21 protein-coding genes and 1 pseudogene are annotated in these 20,895 nt (G+C 68.8%); 4 read left to right on the top strand and 18 right to left on the bottom strand.

Going from position 1 to position 20,895, the window contains the following annotated elements; genetic code table 11:
* Positions 1 to 10: 10 nt before the first annotated feature.
* Positions 11 to 682 (bottom strand): annotated as a pseudogene (ispD, locus tag HMPREF9336_RS18895) (2-C-methyl-D-erythritol 4-phosphate cytidylyltransferase); the annotation flags it as partial.
* A gap of 18 nt (positions 683 to 700) precedes the next feature.
* On the bottom strand, positions 701 to 1,189 hold the full coding sequence (locus tag HMPREF9336_RS05395) for a CarD family transcriptional regulator (RefSeq protein WP_007469770.1): 489 nt from the start codon (positions 1,187 to 1,189) through the stop codon (positions 701 to 703).
* Between the two features lie 323 nt (positions 1,190 to 1,512).
* Here HMPREF9336_RS05395 and HMPREF9336_RS05390 point away from each other — a divergent pair, with 323 nt between their 5' ends.
* Positions 1,513 to 2,088 carry a hypothetical protein gene (locus HMPREF9336_RS05390; protein WP_007469769.1) on the top strand — a complete coding sequence of 192 codons (576 nt, stop codon included), beginning with the start codon at positions 1,513 to 1,515 and terminating at the stop codon, positions 2,086 to 2,088.
* Between the two features lie 213 nt (positions 2,089 to 2,301).
* On the top strand, positions 2,302 to 3,654 hold the full coding sequence (locus HMPREF9336_RS05385; protein WP_040585082.1) for a DNA repair protein RadA: 1,353 nt from the start codon (positions 2,302 to 2,304) through the stop codon (positions 3,652 to 3,654).
* Between the two features lie 23 nt (positions 3,655 to 3,677).
* Here HMPREF9336_RS05385 and HMPREF9336_RS05380 read toward each other — a convergent pair whose 3' ends face one another.
* Complete coding sequence (locus tag HMPREF9336_RS05380) at positions 3,678 to 4,337, bottom strand: hypothetical protein (protein ID WP_021030159.1); 660 nt, start codon at positions 4,335 to 4,337, stop codon at positions 3,678 to 3,680.
* Positions 4,338 to 4,419: 82 nt separating this feature from the next.
* Here HMPREF9336_RS05380 and HMPREF9336_RS05375 point away from each other — a divergent pair, with 82 nt between their 5' ends.
* Entirely contained in the window at positions 4,420 to 5,277 is an 858-nt protein-coding gene (locus tag HMPREF9336_RS05375) for an HhH-GPD family protein (protein ID WP_040585080.1), read from the top strand.
* 164 nt (positions 5,278 to 5,441) lie between these two features.
* Here HMPREF9336_RS05375 and HMPREF9336_RS05370 read toward each other — a convergent pair whose 3' ends face one another.
* The gene (locus tag HMPREF9336_RS05370; RefSeq protein ID WP_007469764.1) at positions 5,442 to 6,281 is read right to left on the bottom strand and encodes a HoxN/HupN/NixA family nickel/cobalt transporter; all 840 of its coding nucleotides are present in this window, start codon (positions 6,279 to 6,281) and stop codon (positions 5,442 to 5,444) included.
* Positions 6,282 to 6,347: 66 nt separating this feature from the next.
* Between HMPREF9336_RS05370 and HMPREF9336_RS05365 the strand changes: the two genes are divergently transcribed.
* The gene (locus HMPREF9336_RS05365; protein WP_007469763.1) at positions 6,348 to 7,244 is read left to right on the top strand and encodes an LLM class flavin-dependent oxidoreductase; all 897 of its coding nucleotides are present in this window, start codon (positions 6,348 to 6,350) and stop codon (positions 7,242 to 7,244) included.
* Positions 7,245 to 7,422: 178 nt separating this feature from the next.
* Here the strand turns inward: HMPREF9336_RS05365 and HMPREF9336_RS05360 are convergent, their stop codons facing one another.
* The 14 genes from HMPREF9336_RS05360 to folE form a co-directional block, all read right to left on the bottom strand.
* Complete coding sequence (locus tag HMPREF9336_RS05360) at positions 7,423 to 8,154, bottom strand: alpha/beta fold hydrolase (protein ID WP_007469762.1); 732 nt, start codon at positions 8,152 to 8,154, stop codon at positions 7,423 to 7,425.
* Positions 8,155 to 8,221: 67 nt separating this feature from the next.
* Entirely contained in the window at positions 8,222 to 10,750 is a 2,529-nt protein-coding gene (locus HMPREF9336_RS05355) for an ATP-dependent Clp protease ATP-binding subunit (RefSeq protein ID WP_007469761.1), read from the bottom strand.
* 226 nt (positions 10,751 to 10,976) lie between these two features.
* A complete protein-coding gene (locus HMPREF9336_RS05350; RefSeq protein WP_007469759.1) occupies positions 10,977 to 11,318 on the bottom strand; it encodes a histone-like nucleoid-structuring protein Lsr2 in 342 nt (113 codons plus the stop codon).
* Positions 11,319 to 11,548: 230 nt separating this feature from the next.
* On the bottom strand, positions 11,549 to 13,054 hold the full coding sequence (gene lysS / locus HMPREF9336_RS05345) for a lysine--tRNA ligase (RefSeq protein ID WP_007469757.1): 1,506 nt from the start codon (positions 13,052 to 13,054) through the stop codon (positions 11,549 to 11,551).
* 21 nt (positions 13,055 to 13,075) lie between these two features.
* The gene (locus HMPREF9336_RS05340) at positions 13,076 to 13,522 is read right to left on the bottom strand and encodes a rhodanese-like domain-containing protein (protein ID WP_007469755.1); all 447 of its coding nucleotides are present in this window, start codon (positions 13,520 to 13,522) and stop codon (positions 13,076 to 13,078) included.
* A gap of 229 nt (positions 13,523 to 13,751) precedes the next feature.
* Positions 13,752 to 14,540 carry a type III pantothenate kinase gene (locus HMPREF9336_RS05335; RefSeq protein WP_021030157.1) on the bottom strand — a complete coding sequence of 263 codons (789 nt, stop codon included), beginning with the start codon at positions 14,538 to 14,540 and terminating at the stop codon, positions 13,752 to 13,754.
* Positions 14,540 to 15,427: a pantoate--beta-alanine ligase gene (panC, locus tag HMPREF9336_RS05330; RefSeq protein ID WP_007469751.1), complete on the bottom strand. Its 888-nt coding sequence runs from the start codon at positions 15,425 to 15,427 to the stop codon at positions 14,540 to 14,542. Before panC ends, HMPREF9336_RS05335 begins: the two co-directional genes overlap by 1 nt.
* 3 nt (positions 15,428 to 15,430) lie before the next feature.
* Complete coding sequence (locus HMPREF9336_RS05325; protein WP_021030156.1) at positions 15,431 to 16,927, bottom strand: DUF6779 domain-containing protein; 1,497 nt, start codon at positions 16,925 to 16,927, stop codon at positions 15,431 to 15,433.
* A 218-nt stretch (positions 16,928 to 17,145) separates the two neighbouring features.
* Positions 17,146 to 17,826, bottom strand: a complete 681-nt coding sequence (locus HMPREF9336_RS05320) for a hypothetical protein (protein WP_244431594.1) — start codon at positions 17,824 to 17,826, stop codon at positions 17,146 to 17,148.
* Between the two features lie 83 nt (positions 17,827 to 17,909).
* The gene (locus HMPREF9336_RS05315) at positions 17,910 to 18,404 is read right to left on the bottom strand and encodes a DUF3180 domain-containing protein (protein ID WP_021030154.1); all 495 of its coding nucleotides are present in this window, start codon (positions 18,402 to 18,404) and stop codon (positions 17,910 to 17,912) included.
* The gene (gene folK, locus HMPREF9336_RS05310) at positions 18,401 to 18,934 is read right to left on the bottom strand and encodes a 2-amino-4-hydroxy-6-hydroxymethyldihydropteridine diphosphokinase (protein ID WP_007469743.1); all 534 of its coding nucleotides are present in this window, start codon (positions 18,932 to 18,934) and stop codon (positions 18,401 to 18,403) included. The genes HMPREF9336_RS05315 and folK overlap by 4 nt, the downstream gene beginning before the upstream one ends.
* A gap of 153 nt (positions 18,935 to 19,087) precedes the next feature.
* Positions 19,088 to 19,471, bottom strand: a complete 384-nt coding sequence (folB, locus tag HMPREF9336_RS05305; protein WP_021030153.1) for a dihydroneopterin aldolase — start codon at positions 19,469 to 19,471, stop codon at positions 19,088 to 19,090.
* 30 nt (positions 19,472 to 19,501) lie between these two features.
* The gene (gene folP, locus HMPREF9336_RS05300; protein WP_021030152.1) at positions 19,502 to 20,311 is read right to left on the bottom strand and encodes a dihydropteroate synthase; all 810 of its coding nucleotides are present in this window, start codon (positions 20,309 to 20,311) and stop codon (positions 19,502 to 19,504) included.
* Positions 20,308 to 20,880, bottom strand: a complete 573-nt coding sequence (gene folE, locus HMPREF9336_RS05295; protein ID WP_007469737.1) for a GTP cyclohydrolase I FolE — start codon at positions 20,878 to 20,880, stop codon at positions 20,308 to 20,310. Before folE ends, folP begins: the two co-directional genes overlap by 4 nt.
* Between the last annotated feature and the right edge of the window lie 15 nt (positions 20,881 to 20,895).

The following is a 20,895-nucleotide window of genomic DNA, read 5'->3' as shown; positions in this document are numbered from 1 at the left end:
CGACCAATGCCTCCGCGAGCACGAGATCCTCGGGCGTGGTGACTTTGAACGCCATCGGGTCGCCTTCGACGGCCGTCACGCGCGCCCCGGCCAGCTCCGCCAGACCAGCGTCGTCCAGCTCCGAAGCCCCCTCGCGCGCGGCGACCCCTTCATGCGCACGACGGAGCAGCCCGGCCTGAAAGCCTTGCGGGGTCTGCACCCGGCGCAGGGCCGACCGGTCCAGCGTGCGGACCACCGCGCCCGTCTGCTCCACTTCTTTAACCGTGTCGACCACGCCGAGCGCGGGGATCACGGCCGCGTTGCCAGCGAGGACCGCTTCGGCGACCGACCGGAACAGCTCGGGCGGCGCGAGCGCCCGAGCGGCGTCGTGGACCAACACCACGTCCGCCCCGTCGATCTCGGCGAGACCCGCTCGAACCGACTCGGTCCGAGTCGCGCCACCGGGGACCAGCCGCGTCCTCGGGTCCAGCCATGCCCGCGCCTGGGCGAGGCGGTCGGCGGGGACCACGGCGACGACTTGGCCGAAAACCGCCGACTCCCATGCGGCGGACACCGATCTCGCGAGCATGCTCCGCCCGCCTATCTCGACGAACGCTTTCGGACACGGGGCACCTCCTCGGTCGACCGCGCCCAGCCTGACACCGGATCCCGCGGCCACGACAATCGCGGCCACCTTTGCCATAGGAACGGACCCGACTGGCTACGAGGCTTCGGCGAGCACCTCGTCGAGCAGGCACTCGGCCTTCTCGTCGTCCGAGCTCTCCGCCAACGCCAATTCTCCGACCAGCACCTGACGCGCCTTCGCGAGCAGGCGCTTCTCGCCCGCAGACAGGCCTCGGCCCTGCTCCCTGCGCCACAAGTCGCGCACGACCTCGGCGACTTTGTGCACATCCCCGGAGGCGAGTTTCTCGATGTTCGCCTTGTAACGGCGGGACCAGTTGGTCGGCTCCTCGGTGTGCACGTCGCGCAAGACGTTGAACACCTTGTCCAGGCCCTCGTCGCTCACCACGTCGCGGATGCCGATGTACTCGGCGTTCTCGGCGGGCACGCGAACCGTCAGATCCCCCTGGCCCACTTTGAGGACCAGGTACTCTTTCTCCACCCCTTTGATGGTCCTGACCTCGATAGCCTCAACGAGCGCGGCTCCGTGGTGCGGATATACGACGGTGTCCCCAATTTTGAAATTCATGCGCGGCGCTCACCTTTCACTCCACTTATCTTACCAGTGGCCCAGGCCCGCCTCCCCCCTGGCTCCGCAGCTCCTCGCGGAACCGCCCGGGCCGGCACCGGCGCGATCAGTGACTCATGTCATAGCCCCTCCAGCGTACCCGACCCGCTCCTCACACGCGTCGAGCGGGCTTGTGAGGATCGATCGGGGCTCCGGCGCGACCTCGTGGAACAAGGCGCGGACGCGAAGCCGGGCGACCTCATCGAACGCCCGGCGCGACCACCGGTTACAGTAGTCCGCGAAGTCGATCAGACACACACCCCGACCAAACCGGAGGATTGAGGATGGCAGTCACCACCAACCAACGACGTCGACTGGTGGCGCTCGTGGCAGGGCTGGCGGCCGTCGCTGCGCTCCCCTCCTGCAGCGCGGGGTGGAACAACCAGACCGGGTCGCAGCAGGCCGCCGTCGACGGCGTGCCCATCGACTCGAAGCTGCTCGCGGTGCGCAACGCGTACATCGCCCTCTCCGGCGAGGACGGCGCGCTGTCCTTCGTCGCCGTGAACCCCTCGATCCGCCCGGTCCGGCTGAGCTCGGTCACAGTCTTGTACCCCTCCGGAAAGCGGCAGGCGCTCGCGGGCCTTGCCAACAAGGAGGTTCCCGCCCAGGGCCGCCTGCAGGTCGGCCCCCTCCCCGCGCAGGCGACGGCGGCCTCCGTCGAAGCCCGCGCGGACTTCGCCGCGAGCCCCACGTTCGACCTGGGAAGCGAGAAGCTCACGGCGGGGCTTGCCGTGAAAGTCGAGTTCAAGGTCGTCGCGCCGCCGTCGCAGGATCCGAGCTTCCCGCACGAGGAGCGCAATAGCTTCCAGGCGGAGATCCCCATCGTCGGCAAGGGCGAAAGCGCCTCCAAGCGCGACTGAGCCGCGCCCCGGCCGGGTGCTGCGGCGCAAAGCGGCGCTGGCCTTTTAGATCTTTGCGAGCGCTTCCGCCATGTCGACCGCCATGGCGCTGCTCGCACAAGGTGCCTTCTCGTTGTGGTGGCTGTCGGCGGCCATCGTCGTCCTCTGCGCGTGGGCGCTCTGCGGAGGCAGAGGAGCCCTATTTTGTCGGACCCCTCTGCCACACTGTGGGGCATGACCAAGACTGATCGCCGCGAAGGCCGTCATCGCTGCGAGGAATGCGGCTCCGTCCAGGTGAAATGGTTCGGGCGCTGTCCTCGCTGCAGCGCGTGGGCGAGCCTGGTGCCGGTGGCCGAAGGCGGAGACGGACGCGGGGCGACGGTGGAGCCGATCACCCAGATCCGGGGAGCCGAGGCGTTGGCGCGGCCCACGGGCATCCGCGAGTTCGACCGGGTGCTCGGCAAGGGGTTGGTCGCCGGGTCCGTGGTGCTCCTCGCGGGCGAACCGGGGGTCGGCAAATCCACGTTGCTGCTGGAGACCGCGAAGCAGTGGGCGCTCGCGGGCCGACGCTGCCTGTATGTCTCCGGAGAGGAGTCCCCCTTACAGGCCAGAGCGAGGGCCGAGCGTATCGGCGCGGTGCACGAAGGGGTCTTGTTCACCGCCGAGACGAGGCTCGAAGCGATCCTCGCGAGCTGCGTCGAGCTCAAACCCGAGCTGGTGGTGGTCGACTCGGTGCAGATGCTCCGTTCGGCGGGCGAGGCTTCCGGGGCGATCAGCCAAATCCAGGAGGCCGTCCGCCGGTTCAGCGCGCTCGCCAAGTCCCTCGGCGTCTCGGTCGTGCTCATCGGCCACGTGACGAAAGAGGGCGAGATCGCGGGCCCCAGGTTCCTCGAGCACCTTGTCGACGTGGTGCTGACGTTCACGGGCGAGCAGCATTCCCGGCTGCGCCTTTTGCGCGGCGTGAAGAACCGGTTCGGGCCGAGCGACGAAGTGGGATGCTTCGAGCAGACCGAGCGCGGGATCGCGGCGGTCGCCGATCCGGGCTCGTTCCTGCTCGCGCGGCGCGGGCATCCGGTCGTCGGGTCGGTGGCCACCGTGGTGATGCACGGCCGCCGCCCGCTGCTCGGCGAGGTCCAGGCGCTGGTCGCGCCCACCTCGCGCGGGCCGAGGACCGTGGTCAGCGGCCTGCGGTCGGACCGGGTGGCGAAGATCATCGGAGTCCTCTGCGCGCGGTGCGGCCTGGACCTGAGGGACAAAGACGTCTACCTCTCGACCGTCGGCGGGATGTCGATGCACGAGCCGAGCGCCGACCTCGCGATAGCGCTCGCCATCGCGAGCGCGGCATCCGACAAGGCGCTGCCCTTGGGCGTCGTCGTCTTCGGCGAAGTCGCTCTCACCGGCGAGGTGGTCGGCGTCAGCGCGACGGAGCAGCGGTTGGCCGAGGCGGCGCGGCTCGGCAGGAAAAGCGCGGTCGTCCCGGCAGGCGAGATCTCCAAGCCGGGGGCCGACCTGGACGTCGTCCTGGTTTCGACCACCGGCTCCGCGATCGAGCAGCTGCGCAGCCCTCGGCTGTCTGCGGTGGTCTGAGCGGGAGCCTTCCTGAACAGGCCCTACGGGGCCACCACGTTGAAGGTCACCGGGGACGAGACCTTCTGCCCCAGCTGCGCCACCACCCGGTACGAGCCCGGCTCGATGTCGACCCGCTCGTCCTGGCAGCCGGGCGACGAGGTCTTGCCGGTCCAGGTGGCCTGGAACTGGACCTGCTGGCCGGGTTTGAGCATCTGGAGGCTCTGCCCGTTCGTCGGGGCGCAGTCCTGGCTCGCCCACACTCGGGTGGAGCCGTCGAGCGAGGAGACCACGAAGCCCTGCATTCCGTCCCCGACGTCGCGCTGGCAAGGAAGGGCCGAGCCATTCGTGATCACGCCGGTGAACTTCGGCTGATCGCCGACGTTGTACGTCGCTTTGTCCGCCGAGACGACCAGCGCCAGCCAGTTGTCCGAGCACGGCTGGCCGGCTTGGGCCAGCGTCGGCTCCGGCGGAGCCGGGGATTCCGAGGACGAAGGAGAGGAGCCCTGCGCTTTCGGCGGCGCAGCCGGAGCCGAGGCCGCCGTCGGCGTGCGCGCGGGCGGTTTCGAGTCCCCTTCGCGCAGCAGGAGGAACACGCCAGCGATAATGACAACCAGGATGAGCGCGCCGACCCCCAACGCAAGCGAACGCCGCCGCAAGTACACTTCCGGCGGCAGAGATTTGGATCCAGACGCTCCAGTCACGAGCGTGAGACTACTCGGCAACGACAAAATTTCGGGCGAGGCACACCCGGACGAGCACGAATTCTCCGAGTCTGGCCGCGCGCTGAACCGATGGTTCGACGAGCACGCCCGAGACCTGCCCTGGCGCGCGCCCGAGGTCACCCCGTGGGGCGTGCTCGTGAGCGAGGTCATGTTGCAGCAGACGCAGGTGGAGCGCGTGCGCCCGGTCTGGGAGGAATGGATCCACCGATGGCCCGACCCCTCGGCCCTCGCCGAGGAGCCGCTCGCCGAAGCGCTGCGCGCCTGGGGCCGGCTCGGCTATCCGAGGCGGGCGGCGCGGCTGCACGAGGCCGCGCGCGTGATCGTCCGGGAGCATGACGGACGCGTCCCCGACCGGCTCGACGCGCTGCTCGCCCTGCCAGGGGTCGGCGCGTACACCGCGCGCGCGGTGCTCGCGTTCGCGTTCGGGCAGCGCTCCCCCGTGGTGGACGTGAACGTGCGACGGGTGCTGCGCCGGGTCTGGCACGGCGAGGCGGACGGGCCCGCGCGAGCGGCGGACCTGCCCGACGCCCTCGCCCTGTTGCCCGAGGACCCCGACGAAGCAAGCAAGCTTTCCGCCGCGCTCATGGAACTGGGACAAGTCGTGTGCGCGCCGGAAAGCCCGAACTGCGACATCTGCCCGATCAACCCATGCCGATGGGCTCGGGCGGGCAAACCAGCCGCGCAGGCGCCCGCAGGGCGGCGGGCTCCTCGGTACGCGGGCAGCGACCGCCAAGCCAGAGGGGCCATTCTCGCCGCGCTGCGCGAGAGCGCCGACCCGCTGCGCAAAGCGGCGCTTGACCAGGCGTGGCTCATCAACCCGGCGCAGCGGGAACGGGCCATCGCCTCGCTGATCGACGACGGGCTCATCCATGTGGACGGCGAAGAGCGCGTCGCGCTCGGGCCAGCCGAACAGCGCTGAACCGCGATCGGACGCGCGGAGCCGCCTTGATCGCGGCCAGACAGGGCTCCGCCTCTGTTTGACCGGCAGTGTGACCGACCTCAATCGTCGCGCGGTGATCGCCGGGGCCGGAAACTCCTACTGACAAGCCACAGCCTGGAGCCAGCGCCACCCGGCGATCTCGCTCAGCTCCGCGCCGCCGCCCGGCTCCGGGCGGCGGACGCGAGCCGCGCGGCCCACAACGCCACGAACAGCGCCACCACCGCATAGCCGACCCGCTCGGAGTCCACCAGGTCTTCGCCCAGGATCAGGCCCGCAAGTTCCACCAGCCCGACGCCGAGCGCGACGACGACCGAGAGACCGGTGAACGCGAGGTTGTACCAGCGCTCGCGATCCTGCCCGACCAACGTGCTGCGATACACCAGGCCCATGAGCCAACCGTCGAGCGTGTCGAAGAAGCTCATGCCGACCGCGAAGCTCAGCGGCACGGCGAGCGCCAGCCACAGCGAGGCCCCGCTCGCTGCCGTGGTCGCGGCGAGCACCAAGAGCGCGATCTCGGTGGCCGTGTCGAAGCCGAGGCCGAACAGAAAACCGACGAAGAACATCTGCCACGGCCTGGTCACCAGCTCCGTCTTGCGCAGCAGCCAGCCCGGCGCAGTTTTCTGCGCTCCCCGGATGAGGCCGATCAGCATCTTGAGGTTCATCAGACCGACGATCAAGAGGAAGCCGATAGAGACGCAGGAGCCGAACAGGCCAAGCGCCTGACGGCCCGGCGAATCGTCGGCGAGCAGCGGCCTGGCGAACGCCGCCCCCGCGATGGTCAGCACCGACATCGCGAGGACCACGGTCGAATGGCCTGCGGCGAAGAAGAACCCCACCGCCCCGGCCGCGCGACCCCTGGTCCGCGTGCCGTCCCGGCCCATCAACTGGCGCGTGACGTTGTCGATCGCGGCGATGTGGTCGGCGTCGAAGGCGTGCCGCACGCCGAGGAGCAACGCGGTGAGCAGCACGCCGAATCCGAGCATTCAGCCAGACTAGCAGCGCGCCCGCGCGGCCACGTGGTTGTCGGGCCCCCTCGTTACTGTGGAGGCATGCGTCAGCGAAGCCTCGGCCTCATCGTCCCGCCGACCCTGCCGACCGAACTGCTGCCACGCGTCGCGCGGGCCGTGGAGGCTTCAGGGCTCGACGCGCTCTGGGTTTGCGAGGACTGCTACGCCACCTCCGCCGTCGCCTCGGCGGCCATCGCGCTCGCCGCCACCGAGCGGATCGCCGTGGGCACCGGCTTCTTATCCGTCCCGCTGCGCAACGTCGCCGCCGCGGCGATGGACTTCGGGATGCTCGCCCGCACTTACCCAGGCCGGATCCTCTCCGGGATCGGCCACGGCCACCAGCCGCATATGGCCCAGATCGGCGCGAAAGCCGCCTCCCCGCTCACTTTGCTCGAGGAGTACGCCGTCGCGCTGCGCGCCCTCCTCGCGGGCGAGACGGTCACCGCGAGCGGCCAGTACGTGCGGCTCGACGGCGTGCGGCTGCACTGGCCGCCGACCATCCCGCCGCCCATCCTGATCGGAGCGGAAAAGCCCAAAACGCTCCAGCTCGCGGGCCGGATCGGCGACGGGGCCGTGCTCACCCACATGGTCGCCGACGACGACCTCCCCCGCGTCGTCGGGCTCGTCAGCCCGGAGCCGGGCCAGCGGATCGTTCTCACCAGGGTGGTCGCGATCGGCGCTGGCGCGAAGGATCAGCTGGCCGCCGACCCCGGCCATTACCCTGGCGTCGTGCTCCCTGCTGGCTCCGTTCCCGGCCTCGCGGGCGGGGCCGACGAGGGACTGCGCAGACTGTTCGCCCTCGGCGTCACCGATGTCTCCGTCTCGCCGACCGCCAACGAGCCGGATCTCTTCGGCCTCATCGAAGCGCTCGGCTCCGAGGTCAGGCCCCGGCTCCACGAGCCCTCCATCGGGCCGAACGCCTCGGACAACGGCTCATAGAGCTCGCGCGGCGACCTCGCCAATTCCTTCTCGTCCTTCTCGTCCAGCCGTTCGGGGAGCAGACCGCGCAGCCGAGCGCTCATCGCCTTCGTCTCCCCGGCCCGGTCCTCTGAGGCGCTCATGAGGGCGCAAAGCCTGGCCGCGCTCTCGACCGTGGCTCCGGTGGCGGCCCGCGCGGTCAATAGTTCGAATCGAGCCCGCGCACGAACTCTGTCACCAACTGGCGGAACTGGTCGGGCTCGGTGTCATGGGCCAGGTGGCCCGTGTCGAGGACGACGTGCCGGGCGAGCGCGTTGCCCTTGGCTCTTTTCCGCTGGGCCATCTCGCGCATCTGCCCCTCCGGGGTGACGCCGTGCGCGGCCTCAACGAGCAGCGCGGGCGCCTGGACTGCCGCCCACTCGGACCAATAGTCCCGCTCGCCCCATTGCGCCGCGATGGCGCACCAGCGCTCGATGTGCCCGTGCAACCGGTAGCCGCCGCCGGGCAGCTCGTCGAACGCCTCCCGGAAGTACCGCCCGGCGACCGGCCCCACGAGCGCGTCCACTTCGTCAGCGCTTTCGAATTCGACGGGCCAGCTCTGCAGCCACGGCTCCCACGGGCCGAGGGTGCGGCCCCGGAAATCCGGGGCCATGTCCTCCACCACCACCGCGCGCACCAGATCCGGACGCGCCGCCGCCAGGCACCAGGCGTGCAGCCCGCCCATGGAGTGCCCGATCAGCACGGCGGGGCCGTCCGCGCGCGCTTCGAGCACGGCAGCGGCCTCTGCCACGAACCGTTCCGTCGCGACGCTCGCGTCGGCGGCTTCGAGGTCCGCGTCCCTGCCCCGGTGCCAGGAGGCGTCGTAGGCGACGACCCTGCCGAGCTCGCCCAGCCATGGCAGGTGGCGCAACCAGGTCCGGCCCCGGCCCATCAATCCGTGCAGGAGCAGGATCGTGGGTCCGGGGCCGGACTCTGTCGTCAGACCGTGGTCGGCGAGGTTACTCTCCAGCGGGCTCACCAGCGGCGGCGAGCACCGGCTCGGCGGCGGCAGCCGCGCTGAAGACGAACTTAGCGTTCTCTCCGGCGGACTCGCCGTCCCAGCCCTCGACGTCCACGAGCACTTTCTGCCCGGCTCCGAACTCGCCGAAGAGGATCTTCTCGGAGAGCTGGTCCTCGATCTCGCGCTGGATGGTCCGGCGCAGCGGACGGGCTCCGAGCACCGGGTCGAACCCGCGCTTGGCCAGAAGACCCTTCGCCTGCTCGGTGAGCTCGATCGACATGTCCTTCGCCTTCAGCGCGGTCGCGACGCGAGTGATCATGAGGTCGACCATCTGGACGATCTCCTCGGTCGTGAGCTGGTGGAAGACGACGATCTCGTCGATACGGTTGAGGAACTCGGGCCGGAAGTGCTTCTTGAGCTCGTCCTGGACCTTCTGCTTCATCCGCTCGTAGTTCGAGGTGTTGCCCTCGCCAGAGCTGAAGCCGAGGCCGACCGCCTTCGAGATGTCCGAGGTGCCGAGGTTCGAGGTGAAGATCAGCACCGTGTTCTTGAAGTCGACCGTGCGGCCCTGGCCGTCGGTGAGACGGCCGTCCTCGAGCACCTGCAACAGCGTGTTGTAGATCTCGTGGTGGGCCTTCTCGATCTCGTCGAACAGCACCACGGAGAACGGCTTGCGGCGCACCTTCTCGGTGAGCTGGCCGCCCTCCTCGTACCCGACGTAGCCCGGAGGGGCTCCGAACAGGCGCGAGGCGGTGAAGCGGTCGTGGAACTCGCCCATGTCGATCTGGATGAGCGCGTCGTCCTCGCCGAACAGGAAGTTCGCCAGCGCCTTGGAAAGCTCGGTCTTCCCGACGCCGGACGGGCCGGCGAAGATGAAGGAGCCGGACGGGCGCTTGGGGTCCTTCAAGCCCGCGCGGGTGCGCCGGATCGCCTTGGCGACCGCCGCGACCGCGTCGCGCTGGCCGATGATCCGCTTGTGCAGCTCGTCCTCCATGCGGAGCAGGCGCGCGGTCTCCTCCTCGGTGAGCTTGAAGACGGGGATGCCGGTCCAGTTGGCCAGCACCTCGGCGATCTGCTCCTCGTCCACCTCGGCGACGACGTCCATGTCGCCGGAGCGCCACTGCTTCTCGCGCTCGGCGCGCTGCGCGACCAGCTTCTTCTCCGAATCGCGCAGGCCAGCGGCCTTCTCGAAGTCCTGCTCGTCGATCGCGGACTCCTTCTGCCGACGGGTGTTCGCGATCTGCTCGTCGAACTCCCGAAGGTCCGGCGGCGCGGTCATCCGGCGGATGCGCATCCGCGCGCCCGCCTCGTCGATGAGGTCGATGGCCTTGTCCGGAAGGAACCGGTCGTTGATGTACCGGTCAGCGAGCGAGGCCGCCGCGGCCAGCGCCGAGTCGGTGATGGACACGCGGTGGTGCGCCTCGTAGCGGTCCCGCAGGCCCTTGAGGATCTCGATGGTGTGCTCCACCGAAGGCTCGCCGACCTGGACCGGCTGGAACCGGCGCTCCAAGGCGGCGTCCTTCTCGATGTACTTGCGGTACTCGTCCAGCGTCGTCGCGCCGATGGTCTGCAGCTCGCCCCTGGCCAGCTTGGGCTTGAGGATCGAGGCCGCGTCGATGGCCCCTTCCGCGGCGCCCGCGCCCACCAGGGTGTGCAGCTCGTCGATGAAAAGGATGATGTCGCCCCTGGAGTTGATCTCCTTGAGGACCTTCTTCAGCCGCTCCTCGAAATCGCCCCGGTAGCGGCTGCCCGCGACCAGCGATCCGAGGTCGAGCGTGTAGAGCTGCTTGTCCTTGAGCGTCTCGGGGACCTCGCCGTGCACGATGGCCTGCGCGAGGCCCTCCACGACGGCGGTCTTGCCGACGCCGGGCTCGCCGATGAGGACCGGGTTGTTCTTGGTCCGCCGCGAGAGCACCTGCATGACCCGCTCGATCTCTTTCTCGCGCCCGATGACCGGGTCGAGCTTGCCGTCGAGCGCGGCGCGGGTGAGGTTGCGGCCGAACTGGTCGAGCACGAGCGAGGTGGACGGGGTGCCCGCCTCGCCGCCCCTGCCGCCGGCCCCGGCGGCCTCGGGCTCCTTGCCGCCGCCGGAGTAGCCGGAGAGCAGCTGGATCACCTGCTGGCGCACTCGGGACAGATCAGCCCCGAGCTTGACCAGCACCTGCGCCGCGACGCCCTCGCCCTCTCGGATCAGGCCGAGCAGGATGTGCTCGGTCCCGATGTAGTTGTGGCCGAGCTGCAGCGCCTCCCGCAGGGAGAGCTCCAGAACCTTCTTCGCCCTTGGGGTGAAGGGGATGTGCACCGACGGCCCCTGCTGCCCCTGGCCGATGATCTCCTCGACCTGGCTGCGCACCGCCTCCAGCGAGATCCCGAGCGACTCCAGCGACTTCGCCGCGACGCCCTCGCCCTCGTGGATCAGGCCCAGCAGGATGTGCTCGGTGCCGATGTAATTGTGGTTGAGCATCCGGGCCTCTTCCTGGGCCAGGACCACAACCCGACGCGCGCGGTCGGTAAATCTCTCAAACATTCCGTGTCACCCTTCTCTGTGCACCGTCAGAAGCAGTCGCGACCCCGACGTTTCGCCGAGCTGTCTCCACTGTAGTTGGGAACGCCGCCGACTCGCAGCGGGTTCGGAAGGTCGCGTGATGAAAAGCCATACTTGACCATACCCGACTCAACGCGGCAAGCGCGCGGTTTACTCCGCTTCTGCGGTACGCCCGGAGCGAACACGCGACGGCGGGCGGGGCCTCCCGTCAGCGGCCCTTCGAGTTGTACGCGTCGATGATGTGCTGCGGCACACGCCCCCGGGGGGAAACTTCGTATCCGTTCGACCGCGCCCACTCCCGAATCGGGCCGAGTTGTTCTTTGTCGACCTTCGCGGCGACCTTCGAGGGCGCGCCCGCGGCCTTGCGGCGGCCGCTCACCTTCGTCGCGCTCAAAATCCACGGCTCGAGGACGTCCCGCAACTTCTTCGCGTTCTTCTCTGAGAGGTCGATCGTGTAGCTCGCGCCGTCGAGTCCAAATGCGACCGTTTCGGCTGCGACGCTCTCCCCGTCCACATCGTCGATAATGGTAACCGTGACTTTTTTCGCCATGCTCTTCCTCAGTCTCTTATGTTTTCACAAGCCGCTCACATGCGCTGTCCTTGTATAGTACGACATTATGAAGTCATGTTTCCCAATGACTCGCGCGGATCGCGCAATACATATTGCAATCGCGTCTCGGCAATTCTGATAAACATTTAGTTACCCTAGGGCTACCAGGCAGGATAACTTCGTCCCGGCTATTGCGAAGCAACGCATAAGCTCCGCGATGTGGCCTAGGTCTAAGCGTTCGGGCGAGTGACGGGGAAGAGCACGGTGTCGCGGATCCCAAGGCCGGTGAACGCGGTCAACAGCCGGTCCACGCCGAGCCCAATACCGCCGGCGGGGGGCATCCCGTGCTCCATCGCGGCGAGGAAGTCCTCGTCCAGCGGCATAGCCTCGCCGTCGCCCGCGCTGCGCAGGAGCGCCTGCGCCTGGAAACGCTCGCGCTGCACGACCGGGTCCACCAGTTCCGAATAGCCGGTCGCGAGCTCGAAACCGCGAACGTAAAGATCCCATTTCTCCGTGACGCCGGCGATACTGCGATGCTGCCGGGTCAAGGGGGAGGTCTCCGCCGGGAAGTGGCGCACGAAAGTCGGCTCGCGCAAATGGTCCCCGATCAAGTGCTCCCAAAGCTCTTCGACGATCTTGCCGGGACCGAAGGACTTGATTTTCTCCTCGGGAAGGCCCGCTTTGACCGCCAACTCGCGCAGCTCGCCGACTTCTGTTTCCGGAGTGACCGGGACCCCAACCGCGTCGGAAAGCGACGGGTACATTTCCAGAACAGCCCAATTCCCGCCCACGTCGTACGTCGATCCGTCGGCCAAAACAACCTCTGTGGAACCGAACGCGCCTCGCGCGACTTCTTGGACCACTTCCCTCGTCAGCACCGCCATGGTGTCGTATGTGCCGTACGCTTCGTACGCCTCCAGCATCGTGAACTCGGGAGAGTGCGTCGCGTCAATTCCTTCGTTCCGGAAATTTCGGTTGATCTCGAAAACGCGCTCCAAACCGCCGACCAGACAACGCTTTAAAAACAACTCCGGCGCAATTCTCAGATAGAAGTCGATGTCAAGCGCGTTGGAATGGGTGACGAACGGCCGCGCGCTCGCGCCGCCCTGGATTGTCTGCAGGATCGGCGTCTCGACTTCGAGGAAGCCGCGCCGGCCGAGGGCTTCGCGCAGCTCCCGGAGCACGGCCACGCGCGTGCGCGCCATAGCGCGGGCCTCTGGCCGCATGATGAGGTCGAGGTAGCGCTGGCGCACCCGCGTCTCTTCCGACAGCTCCTTGTGCGCGACCGGCAGCGGGCGCAGCGCCTTGGCCGCGAACTGCCAGCTCTGCGCCATCACCGAAAGCTCGCCGCGCTTCGAGCTGATCACTTCGCCCCGCACGAAGACGATGTCGCCGAGGTCCACGTCCGCCTTCCACCGGGCCAGCGCCTCCTCGCCGATCCCGTTCAAGCTGATCATGGCCTGCAACCGCGACCCGTCGCCCGCTTGCAGCGTCGCGAAGAGGAGCTTGCCCGCGTCGCGCTGGAAAATCACCCTCCCGGCCACGGCGACGACGACTCCCGTTGACGCGCCCGACTCCAGCTCGGCGAACTGCTCCCGAATCTGCGCCAGAGTGTGGGTGACCGCCAGCTCGACCGGGTACGGCTCGTCGCCCCTCGCCAGCACGCGGTCCCGTTTCTCCCGGCGGATCCGCAGTTGTTCTGGCAGATCGATCTCTTCGGGGTTCTCTTCAGTCACAGCGAAATAGCGTACCTGCTGTCACAAGTGCGCGGCGAAGGTCGCCGCCTCCCGGCACGCGTGGGCCGCCGAGGAGCCCGCGAGCGCCCGTCTGGCCGTTCGCAGCGCCGTGTAACCGCCCACCACGTCCGACACCCGTCCGAGCCCGGCCGCGCGCAGCCTGCGCGCGGCATGCGACGAGCTCAAGCCGTTCGCGCTGACCAGAATCCACCATACGTCCGTATCGGTGGCGCGGAGCAGGCTGTCCTCGCCTCCGGGCGCGCACCTGGCCTGCAGCACGAATTGGTCCACTGCCAGCGCGCCGGCCAAAACGCCTTGGCTGGACCGGGCGGCCTGCGAGCGGATGTCGACAAGGACCGCGCCCGCCGCGACGGCGAGCGCGACATCCTGCGGCAGGAGCCGCTCGGCCGGAGCGGAGACATCGGCTCCCGTCGTGGGGAAGGTGTCAGGAGAGGCTGGAAGCGCCACGTTGGGTTGTCTTTCTGCGTTGCGACAGTGAAAGCCGGGGAACTGGGACCGAGAAGTTCGATGACGAACGGGCTTCAACAACAGCAAAGACACGAAAAGTCCAGGGCGGGGCGAAGACGCGCCTTGGACTGCATGCTCTCAGTATGCGGGCCGGCGGCCCGAGGCGCAAGTGGAGGCGCCTCCCGGAGCCGCGCGACGGGCCCCGCGAGCCGAGCCCGCGCGGGAGAGATCACCTGTTGGGGCGGGCATGCCGCTCAAACACCATCCGCAGCCCGGTCAGCGTCAGCGCTGGCTCGTGCTCGTGCGGAGTGTCCAACTCGTCGACGAGCAGCGGGGCGAGCCCGCCGGTGAGCACCACGCGCGGCTGCTTCTCCCCCGACAGTTCCGCCATCATCCGCCGCACCAGGCCGTCCACCTGTCCCGCGAAGCCGAAAAGAACGCCGGACTGCAACGACTCCACCGTGTTCTTGCCGATCACCGACCTCGGACGGGTCAGCTCCACTTTGGGCAGCGTGGCCGCCCACTGCGAAAGCGCGTCCACCGATATCGCCATGCCAGGCGCGATGGCCCCGCCAAGGAACTCCCCTTTCGCGGAGACCGCGTCCACGACCGTGGTCGTGCCCACGTCCACCACCACGCATGCCGTCCGGCGGTGGTGGAACGCGGCGAGCGCGTTCACCACCCGGTCTGCGCCGACGCCTTTCGGGTTGTCCACCAGGAGCGGCACCCCGGTGCGCACCCCCGGTTCCACCACCAACGACCTGCGTCCGGCGAAATGCCGGGGGATCATCAGCCGCAGCTCGCGCAGCAACGCCGGAACCGTCGAGAGCGCGGCCACTCCCGCGATGCGGTCGACGCGGTCGCCGAGGAACCCTTCCGCCGCGAGGTAGATCTCGTCGCCGGTGAGGTTCGGGTCGGTGTGCACCCGCCACGAGTCCACAAGCCGCGCCGAGCCGCCCGAGCCCTCGAACAGGCCCAGCGACACGTTGCTATTGCCGATGTCGAAAACGAGCAGCACTACGGGCCCCCGTCCGCAGGGGCGGGATCGCCAAGGCGCACCGGCATGTTGTCGATCAGCCGGGTCTTGCCGCACCGGGCCGCGACGAGCAACCGCGCCTCGCCCGATTCTGGAGCCGGGCCGAGATCGGGGTCGCGCAGCTCCAAGTAGTCAACGACCAGGCCGGGGTACCCGTCCAGCGTCCGCCGCGCCTCGGCGAGCGCGGCGGCTCCGCCTTGCGGGCCAGCGCCAGCGCCCGCTCGCAACGCCGCCGAGAGCCCTAACGCCTGCGCTCGCTCCTGCGCGCTCAGGTAGACGTTGCGCGAGGAGAGGGCGAGCCCGTCCGGCTCGCGCACGGTCGGCACCCCGAGCGCGGTCACCGGGAGGTCGAGGTCGCGGATCATCTGCCGGATCAGCGTGAGCTGCTGATAGTCCTTCTCCCCGAACAGCGCCCATGTCGCGCCGGAGGCCGCCAGCAGTTTCAATACGACGGTCAGCACTCCGGTGAAATGCCCCGGCCGGTGCGCCCCTTCGAGCTGGTCGGCGAGCGGGCCGGGGATCACCTGCGTCCCGCCGCCGCCCGGGGGATACATCGAAACGGCGCTCGGGGTGTAAACGACCCGCACCTTCTTCTGCCGCAACGCTTCGAGGTCGGCGGTCAGCGGCCTCGGGTAGCGTTCGAAGTCTTCGCCCTGCCCGAATTGCAGCGGGTTGACGAAGATCGAAGCCACCACTGTCGCGTGCGGCAGCCGCTTCGCATGCTCGACCAACGTCAAATGCCCTTGGTGCAGCGCTCCCATCGTGGGGACCAGCGCCACGTGCCTGCCCACCGCGCGCAATCGGTCGGTGAGCTCTCGCAGCTGCGCCGGGCTGTGGCACAGGACCGGATCGCCATGGCCGAGGGACATGCCTTAAACCTCGTCGCCGGACGCGCCGCCAGGCGTCCTGGTGCGTCTGCGCCGCCCGTGATATCCGGCCGCTTCCTCCGGGTTGAGCCGGGAGAGCAGTTCTCCGACGGAATGGCCGGATGCGTGCGCGCCCGCCAAAGCGTCCGCCTCTGCCGAGGGAGCGCGCCCACCGACGTGCGCGGCTGTTTCCTCTTCTTCCGAAGGCTTGGCCCTACGGCCGCCCCGAGACTCGCTGTGCTTGACCCTGCCGCTGGCCTTGCCCGCGTGCTTCGGCTTATCGCCCTTGCCCGTCGAGGTCTCCCTTTCCGGCTCAGGTTCGGATTCCTGCGCGACAATCTCGGGCTCAGGCTCCACGACCGGGTCGGACTCGGCAACAGGCTCGGGCTCCGCAACAGGTTCCGGCTCGACCGACTCGGCAACAGGCTCGGGCTCAGGCTCAGGCTCAGGTTCGGATTCCTGCGCGACAATCTCGGGCTCAGGCTCCACGACCGGGTCGGACTCGGCAACAGGCTCGGGCTCGGGCTCGGGTTCCGCAACAGGTTCCGGCTCGGACTCCGCGTCCGGCTTGTTGTACCAGCTCGGATACATGTCCGACTGCTCTGCCTGCGCCGCAGCCACGTGTTCGTCCGCTGGTTGCGCATACCAACTCGGGTAGTCGAAGGCCGGACCGCTCGTCGAGGCTGGCTCCCCCCCGCCCGTTGGCGACATCCCCGGCTGCTGCCAGGATGCCTGCTGCTCGTGCTGCTCCCACGCCGGAGCCCCTTCCCACGAGCCCTCTTGAGGCTGCTGCGGCCGCCAAGCCGCAGGCTGCCATTGCTGGGCGACCGGCTCCGGAGCCGGTTCGGGCTGCGGCTCGTGCGCGGCCTGCTCCTGCTGCGCGGATTCCCCGCGTTGCGGCTGGTCCGGCTGCGACGGCAACCACAACCGAGGCGGAGCTGACTCTTCCCCCGCAACACCGGCGGCGCGTTTGCGGGGCTGCGCCTCGTGCGCGCCGAGGGACTGCCGCGCGACCAGAAGCTCGTCGAGCCGAGTCGCCCTCGCCTTCAACGCGGGCTGGTCGTATTCGAGGTCCTGGTCCAGCAGTTCTTGAAGCTGCCCTCGGAGCACGGCGACCTGCTGTTGCAGCTCCGCGAGGATGCTATGGGTGGTCGAGTCGTTCTCCGCCGTGAGCTGCCTGCGCAGCTCGTTCTCCAGCGAAAGCTCGTAATGGTGCCTGGCGGCGATCTCCCGCTCCAGCTGCAGATCGTAGATGAGCTTGTAATCCGAGGCCTTCGCCGAAACCAGCTCGGCCTTGCGCCGCGACTGATCGGCGATGAACGCCCATCCCAACGCGGCCCAAAGCGCAGCGACGAAGCCGAACCGCATCCACGTCTCATTGCCGGTGTAGATCACCGCGACGCTCGCCACAACGGCGGTGACAAAACAGCCCGCGTACACCAGGCCGAGCGCGGCGCCCTTGCCGGACACCTTCCGGCGCCGCTCTGCCGCAGGTTCGGTCATGCGACCGCCCCACGGCCGTCCTGCTTCCGGACGAAGAGGACAAAAATCGAACGCATGGTGAAGACCATACCGCGCAAACACCGTCGACACACGAACAACAGCGATGACATGCTCAGAAAAATTCTCCAGCTCAGTACTCGTCCAAGAACGATGAGAGGCCGAGCCATCCGGCTCGGCCTCTCATCGTTCTTGCTAAAAAGCGCTGTGCGAAAGCGACATCACTCGCAAGCGGTGCGCAAGCGCCCGACCGCGTCGTTGTACTCGGAGATCGCGCCCTGGATCATGTCGCCGTTCTGGTTGTCGATCAGGTAGATCCAGTCGTCGGCGGCGTGCGCGAGGTCGGTGAGCGCCGCGACGATGTCGCTCGGGAACCCGGAGGTCGGGACGGTGGAGCGGATCTTGTCGAGAGCGGTCTGGTAACCGGCGCGAGCGCCTTCGCCTGCAGCGGCAAGGTCGTCGTCCGCCCAGCTGGCGTTCTCGACGGCGGCAAGGTCGTTGAACTGCTTGGTGTCCTTCGCGACCTGCGCGGTGACCTCGCGGGAGAACGTGCACGCGGCGGCCTTGACCTGCGCGGGGTTGGTCGGCTTCGCGACGGTCGGAACCTCGGGGGCTCCGGCGCTGGACGAAGTCGGGGCGGCAGGAGAAGCGGAGTGAGCCGGAGCGTCCTCGTCTTCGTCGTTCGGCTCGGAGCCGTCCTCGTCCTCGGAAGCGGACGGCTTCGGCTTGGGAGCGGAAGAGCTGGCGTACGGGTTGTACGAGGGGGCCGCGCTGCCGCTCGTGGCAGGAGCGGAAGTCGTGGCCGAAGCCGTCGTGTCGTCATCAGGATCGGCCATCGCATGGCTCGGAAGCGTCAGGAACATCCCCGCGCCCGCGATGGACAAGAAACTAGCAGCGCTCACCCAAACTTTTCTCATAGGCACAGAGACTACACGGTGGATTCTGGGACGCGCCGCGCAATCCCCTGTGAATTTGCTGTGTCATCTCACGACGCTCGCCCGCCCGAACCGCCTTCCCCTGGGTCGCCCTCGCCCCCGCCTGGGGCCCGGCAGCACCGCCGCAGCCAGAACGCGCCGGCCACCAGCGCCGCGGCGCAAACAGCCCCGACGATATCGCCGGGGAAATTACGCTCGGCGGCGAAGAGCTGGCTCTTATGCAAGAACGCGTGGACCCCCAGCGCGCCCCAGAATCCGAGGCCGAACATTCCTGCGAGCGCCGAAGCCGAGGCGAGGGCTCCCGCGCGCGCCACGAAGACCGGCGGAACGAGGTTCGGGCCTAAGCCGATCCGGTTGTTCTGCACCCGCGTCTTGAGATAGCTGCCGAGCCCCGCCTCCATGAGGCCCGCCACCAACAACGGGGCCCCGGAGCCCAGCGGCGTCGGCATCGTCCGAAGGTGCGGCCAGCACATCGCGAAAAGCGCCCCGGCCAGAGCGCAGCCCGCGCACTCGACCAGACCGATCCGCAAGACGGATCTGGTCATAAGGCGTGCGAGACGGCGAAGGAGAGCGTCAGAGCGGTCCGCCGCACGACGATCCCCTCGCGCAGCACGAGCGAGTCCACGAGCTCTCGGACCGAGACGTCCCACCCGTCGACCGAAAGACGCGCCTCCGGCTGGACGTCGAGCCACGGGAACAGCACGAAAGCGCGCTCATGCGCTCTGGGGTGCGGCACCGTCAGCCGCTCGTCCGCGACGGACACCGACGTGCCGTCCTCCCGCGTGCAGGCGATGACGTCGACGTCGAGCGTCCTCGGGCCCCAGACTCGCTCCCTGGTCCGGGCGGCGAGCGCCTCTATCCGCATCGCCTCGCCCAACCAGCCCCGTTCATCCAGCTTCGGGTCGGAAGCCACGATCACCGCGTTCAGGAAATTCGGGCCGACCGTGCCCCACGGGTCGGTCTCGTACACCGCAGACACCGCCGCGACCCGTTTCTCGAGCGCTGCGACGGCGAGCTGCAAATACCCCAGCCGGTTGCCCAGATTGGACCCGATGGAAAGCACTGCCGTGGTCATACAGACATCGTAGGCCGGATATCTGGCAATGGCCGAGAAACCTCTTCGCCCCCGCCGCCCGCTGGGCAGGGACGAGCCGACAAGCTGCCCCTGTGTTCGCGCTGCGAGTTCCAGCCCGGCAGGCCAGCCCCCGCTTCGCGGAGCCCCACGCCCTCAGCTTGCGGTTCCCTTCACAACCTTTCGCGACCGGCGCGCGACAACGGCGACATCGGCGAACGGCACCGGGATCGGGGCCTTCGGCTTGTGGACGACTGCTTCGACGGCGAACACCCTCGGATCGCGCATCACGTCGTCGGCGATCTCGGCCGCGAGGCTTTCGATCAATTTGCGCGGCGGGCCGCTCACGATCTCCGTCGCCCGCGCAGCGAGCGCGCCGTAGTCCAGCGTGTCCGCGAGGTCGTCGGTGCTCGCGGCCTTCGACAGATCGCACCACAGGGTGATGTCGATGACGAACTCCTGCGGATTCACCTGCTCCTCGTCGTTGCAGCCGTGGCACGCCCAGACGGAGACGCCCCGCAATTCGATCCGATCAGCCATGCGCCCACGCTACCAATGCCGTCAGGCCGGTCAGCCCGCCCCGGCCAAGCCCGCCGCGGCGCTGGCCGCCGCCCGGTTCGGCAGGGGCGAGTGCACCCGGACGCCCCACGCCCCGAGGGTCGCCGCGAGCGCGGTGACCGCCGAAGTCCCCGCCTCCCGCCAGGCCAGCTCCGCCGCGTCGGACGCAGGCTTGCCCGCGCTCAGGAAACGCTTGCGGGACGCGCCGATCAGCACGGGGAAGCCGACCGAGCGCAGTTCGCCGATTCCTCGGAGCAACGCCCAGTTCTCTGCTGCGGTTTTGCCAAAACCGAGCCCGGGGTCGAGCACGATCCGCTCCTGGCGCACCCCCGCCGAGAGCGCCACCCGCGTCTGGTCGCGCAGCTCCTGCGCCACGTGCCGCACCGTGGTCCCGCCAGGACGATAGCCGTGATCCCGCGTCGGCGCGCCGGGCCAATGGCCGAGCACCAGCCACGCGTCGGCCTCTGCGGCCGCGACCAGCAGATCGGGGTCGCACAATCCGCCGGACACATCGTTGACCATGCGCGCGCCCGCTGCCAGCGAGGCCCGCGCGACTCTCGCGTCGCAGGTGTCCACGCTGACGAAAACCCCCGAGCCGGCCAACGCCGAAACAGCGGGAAGGATCCGGCCGAGCTGCTCCTCGAAGCCGACCGGCGCGGCTCCCGGCCGAGTCGACTCCCCGCCGACGTCCACGATGTCCGCGCCCTCGGCGACGAGGCGCAAACCCTCGCGCGCCGCCCCCTCGGCAGTCTCCGGACCAGCGCCGGAGAACGAGTCCGGCGTGCAGTTCAAGACGCCCATAATGGTGAACGAGCTGCTCATTGGCGGAGGATGAAACCTAAAGCCTCGGCGCGCGAGGAGGCGTTGGTCCGCAAGAGCCCTCGGACCGCCGACGTCGTCACTTTGGCGGATTGCTGACGGTCGGCGCGAACGCGCATGCACAGGTGCTCGGCCTCCACCACGACGATGACGCCGCGCGGGCGCAGATGCTCCATGAGCGCGTCCGCGACCTGCGAGGTCAGCCGCTCTTGGATCTGCGGGCGGCGCGAGTACAGGCCGACGAGCCGGGAAAGCGTGGAGAACCCCACCACCGAGCCGCCGACGCCGGGGATGTACCCGACGTGCGCCGCGCCGTGGAAGGACAACAGGTGGTGCTCGCACACCGATTGCACTGTGATGTCCTTGACCAGCACGAGCTCGTCGTGGTCCGCCGCGAAGCTCTCCCCGAGCACATCCTTCGGATCTTGCCCAAGACCGGAGAACAGTTCGCGGTACAGCTTCGCGACGCGCAGCGGCGTGCCTGCGAGCCCTGGGCGGTCCGGATCCTCGCCGACAGCGATGAGCAGTTCGCGGACCGCGGCTTGCGCCCGCTGCTCGTCAAAGCTCTGCACGGAAACTCCGGGCGC

The organism is Segniliparus rugosus ATCC BAA-974 (assembly GCF_000185725.2).
GTDB classification, from domain to species: Bacteria; Actinomycetota; Actinomycetes; order Mycobacteriales; family Mycobacteriaceae; genus Segniliparus; species Segniliparus rugosus.
This window is presented reverse-complemented; position numbering and strand designations above follow the sequence as displayed.

What these genes read in the sequence shown, in the direction of transcription:
- HMPREF9336_RS05385 (WP_040585082.1), top strand. Translation starts at nt 2,302, where the DNA reads ATGACCAAGACTGATCGCCGCGAAGGCCGTCATCGCTGCGAGGAATGC.
- HMPREF9336_RS05365 (WP_007469763.1), top strand. Translation starts at nt 6,348, where the DNA reads ATGCGTCAGCGAAGCCTCGGCCTCATCGTCCCGCCGACCCTGCCGACC.
- HMPREF9336_RS05395 (WP_007469770.1), bottom strand. Translation starts at nt 1,189, where the DNA reads ATGAATTTCAAAATTGGGGACACCGTCGTATATCCGCACCACGGAGCC.
- HMPREF9336_RS05315 (WP_021030154.1), bottom strand. Translation starts at nt 18,404, where the DNA reads ATGACCAGATCCGTCTTGCGGATCGGTCTGGTCGAGTGCGCGGGCTGC.
- HMPREF9336_RS05360 (WP_007469762.1), bottom strand. Translation starts at nt 8,154, where the DNA reads ATGGGCCGGGGCCGGACCTGGTTGCGCCACCTGCCATGGCTGGGCGAG.
- HMPREF9336_RS05350 (WP_007469759.1), bottom strand. Translation starts at nt 11,318, where the DNA reads ATGGCGAAAAAAGTCACGGTTACCATTATCGACGATGTGGACGGGGAG.
- HMPREF9336_RS05390 (WP_007469769.1), top strand. Translation starts at nt 1,513, where the DNA reads ATGGCAGTCACCACCAACCAACGACGTCGACTGGTGGCGCTCGTGGCA.
- HMPREF9336_RS05370 (WP_007469764.1), bottom strand. Translation starts at nt 6,281, where the DNA reads ATGCTCGGATTCGGCGTGCTGCTCACCGCGTTGCTCCTCGGCGTGCGG.
- folP (WP_021030152.1), bottom strand. Translation starts at nt 20,311, where the DNA reads ATGAGCAGCTCGTTCACCATTATGGGCGTCTTGAACTGCACGCCGGAC.
- folK (WP_007469743.1), bottom strand. Translation starts at nt 18,934, where the DNA reads ATGACCACGGCAGTGCTTTCCATCGGGTCCAATCTGGGCAACCGGCTG.
- HMPREF9336_RS05355 (WP_007469761.1), bottom strand. Translation starts at nt 10,750, where the DNA reads ATGTTTGAGAGATTTACCGACCGCGCGCGTCGGGTTGTGGTCCTGGCC.
- folB (WP_021030153.1), bottom strand. Translation starts at nt 19,471, where the DNA reads ATGGCTGATCGGATCGAATTGCGGGGCGTCTCCGTCTGGGCGTGCCAC.
- HMPREF9336_RS05325 (WP_021030156.1), bottom strand. Translation starts at nt 16,927, where the DNA reads ATGACCGAACCTGCGGCAGAGCGGCGCCGGAAGGTGTCCGGCAAGGGC.
- panC (WP_007469751.1), bottom strand. Translation starts at nt 15,427, where the DNA reads ATGTCCCTCGGCCATGGCGATCCGGTCCTGTGCCACAGCCCGGCGCAG.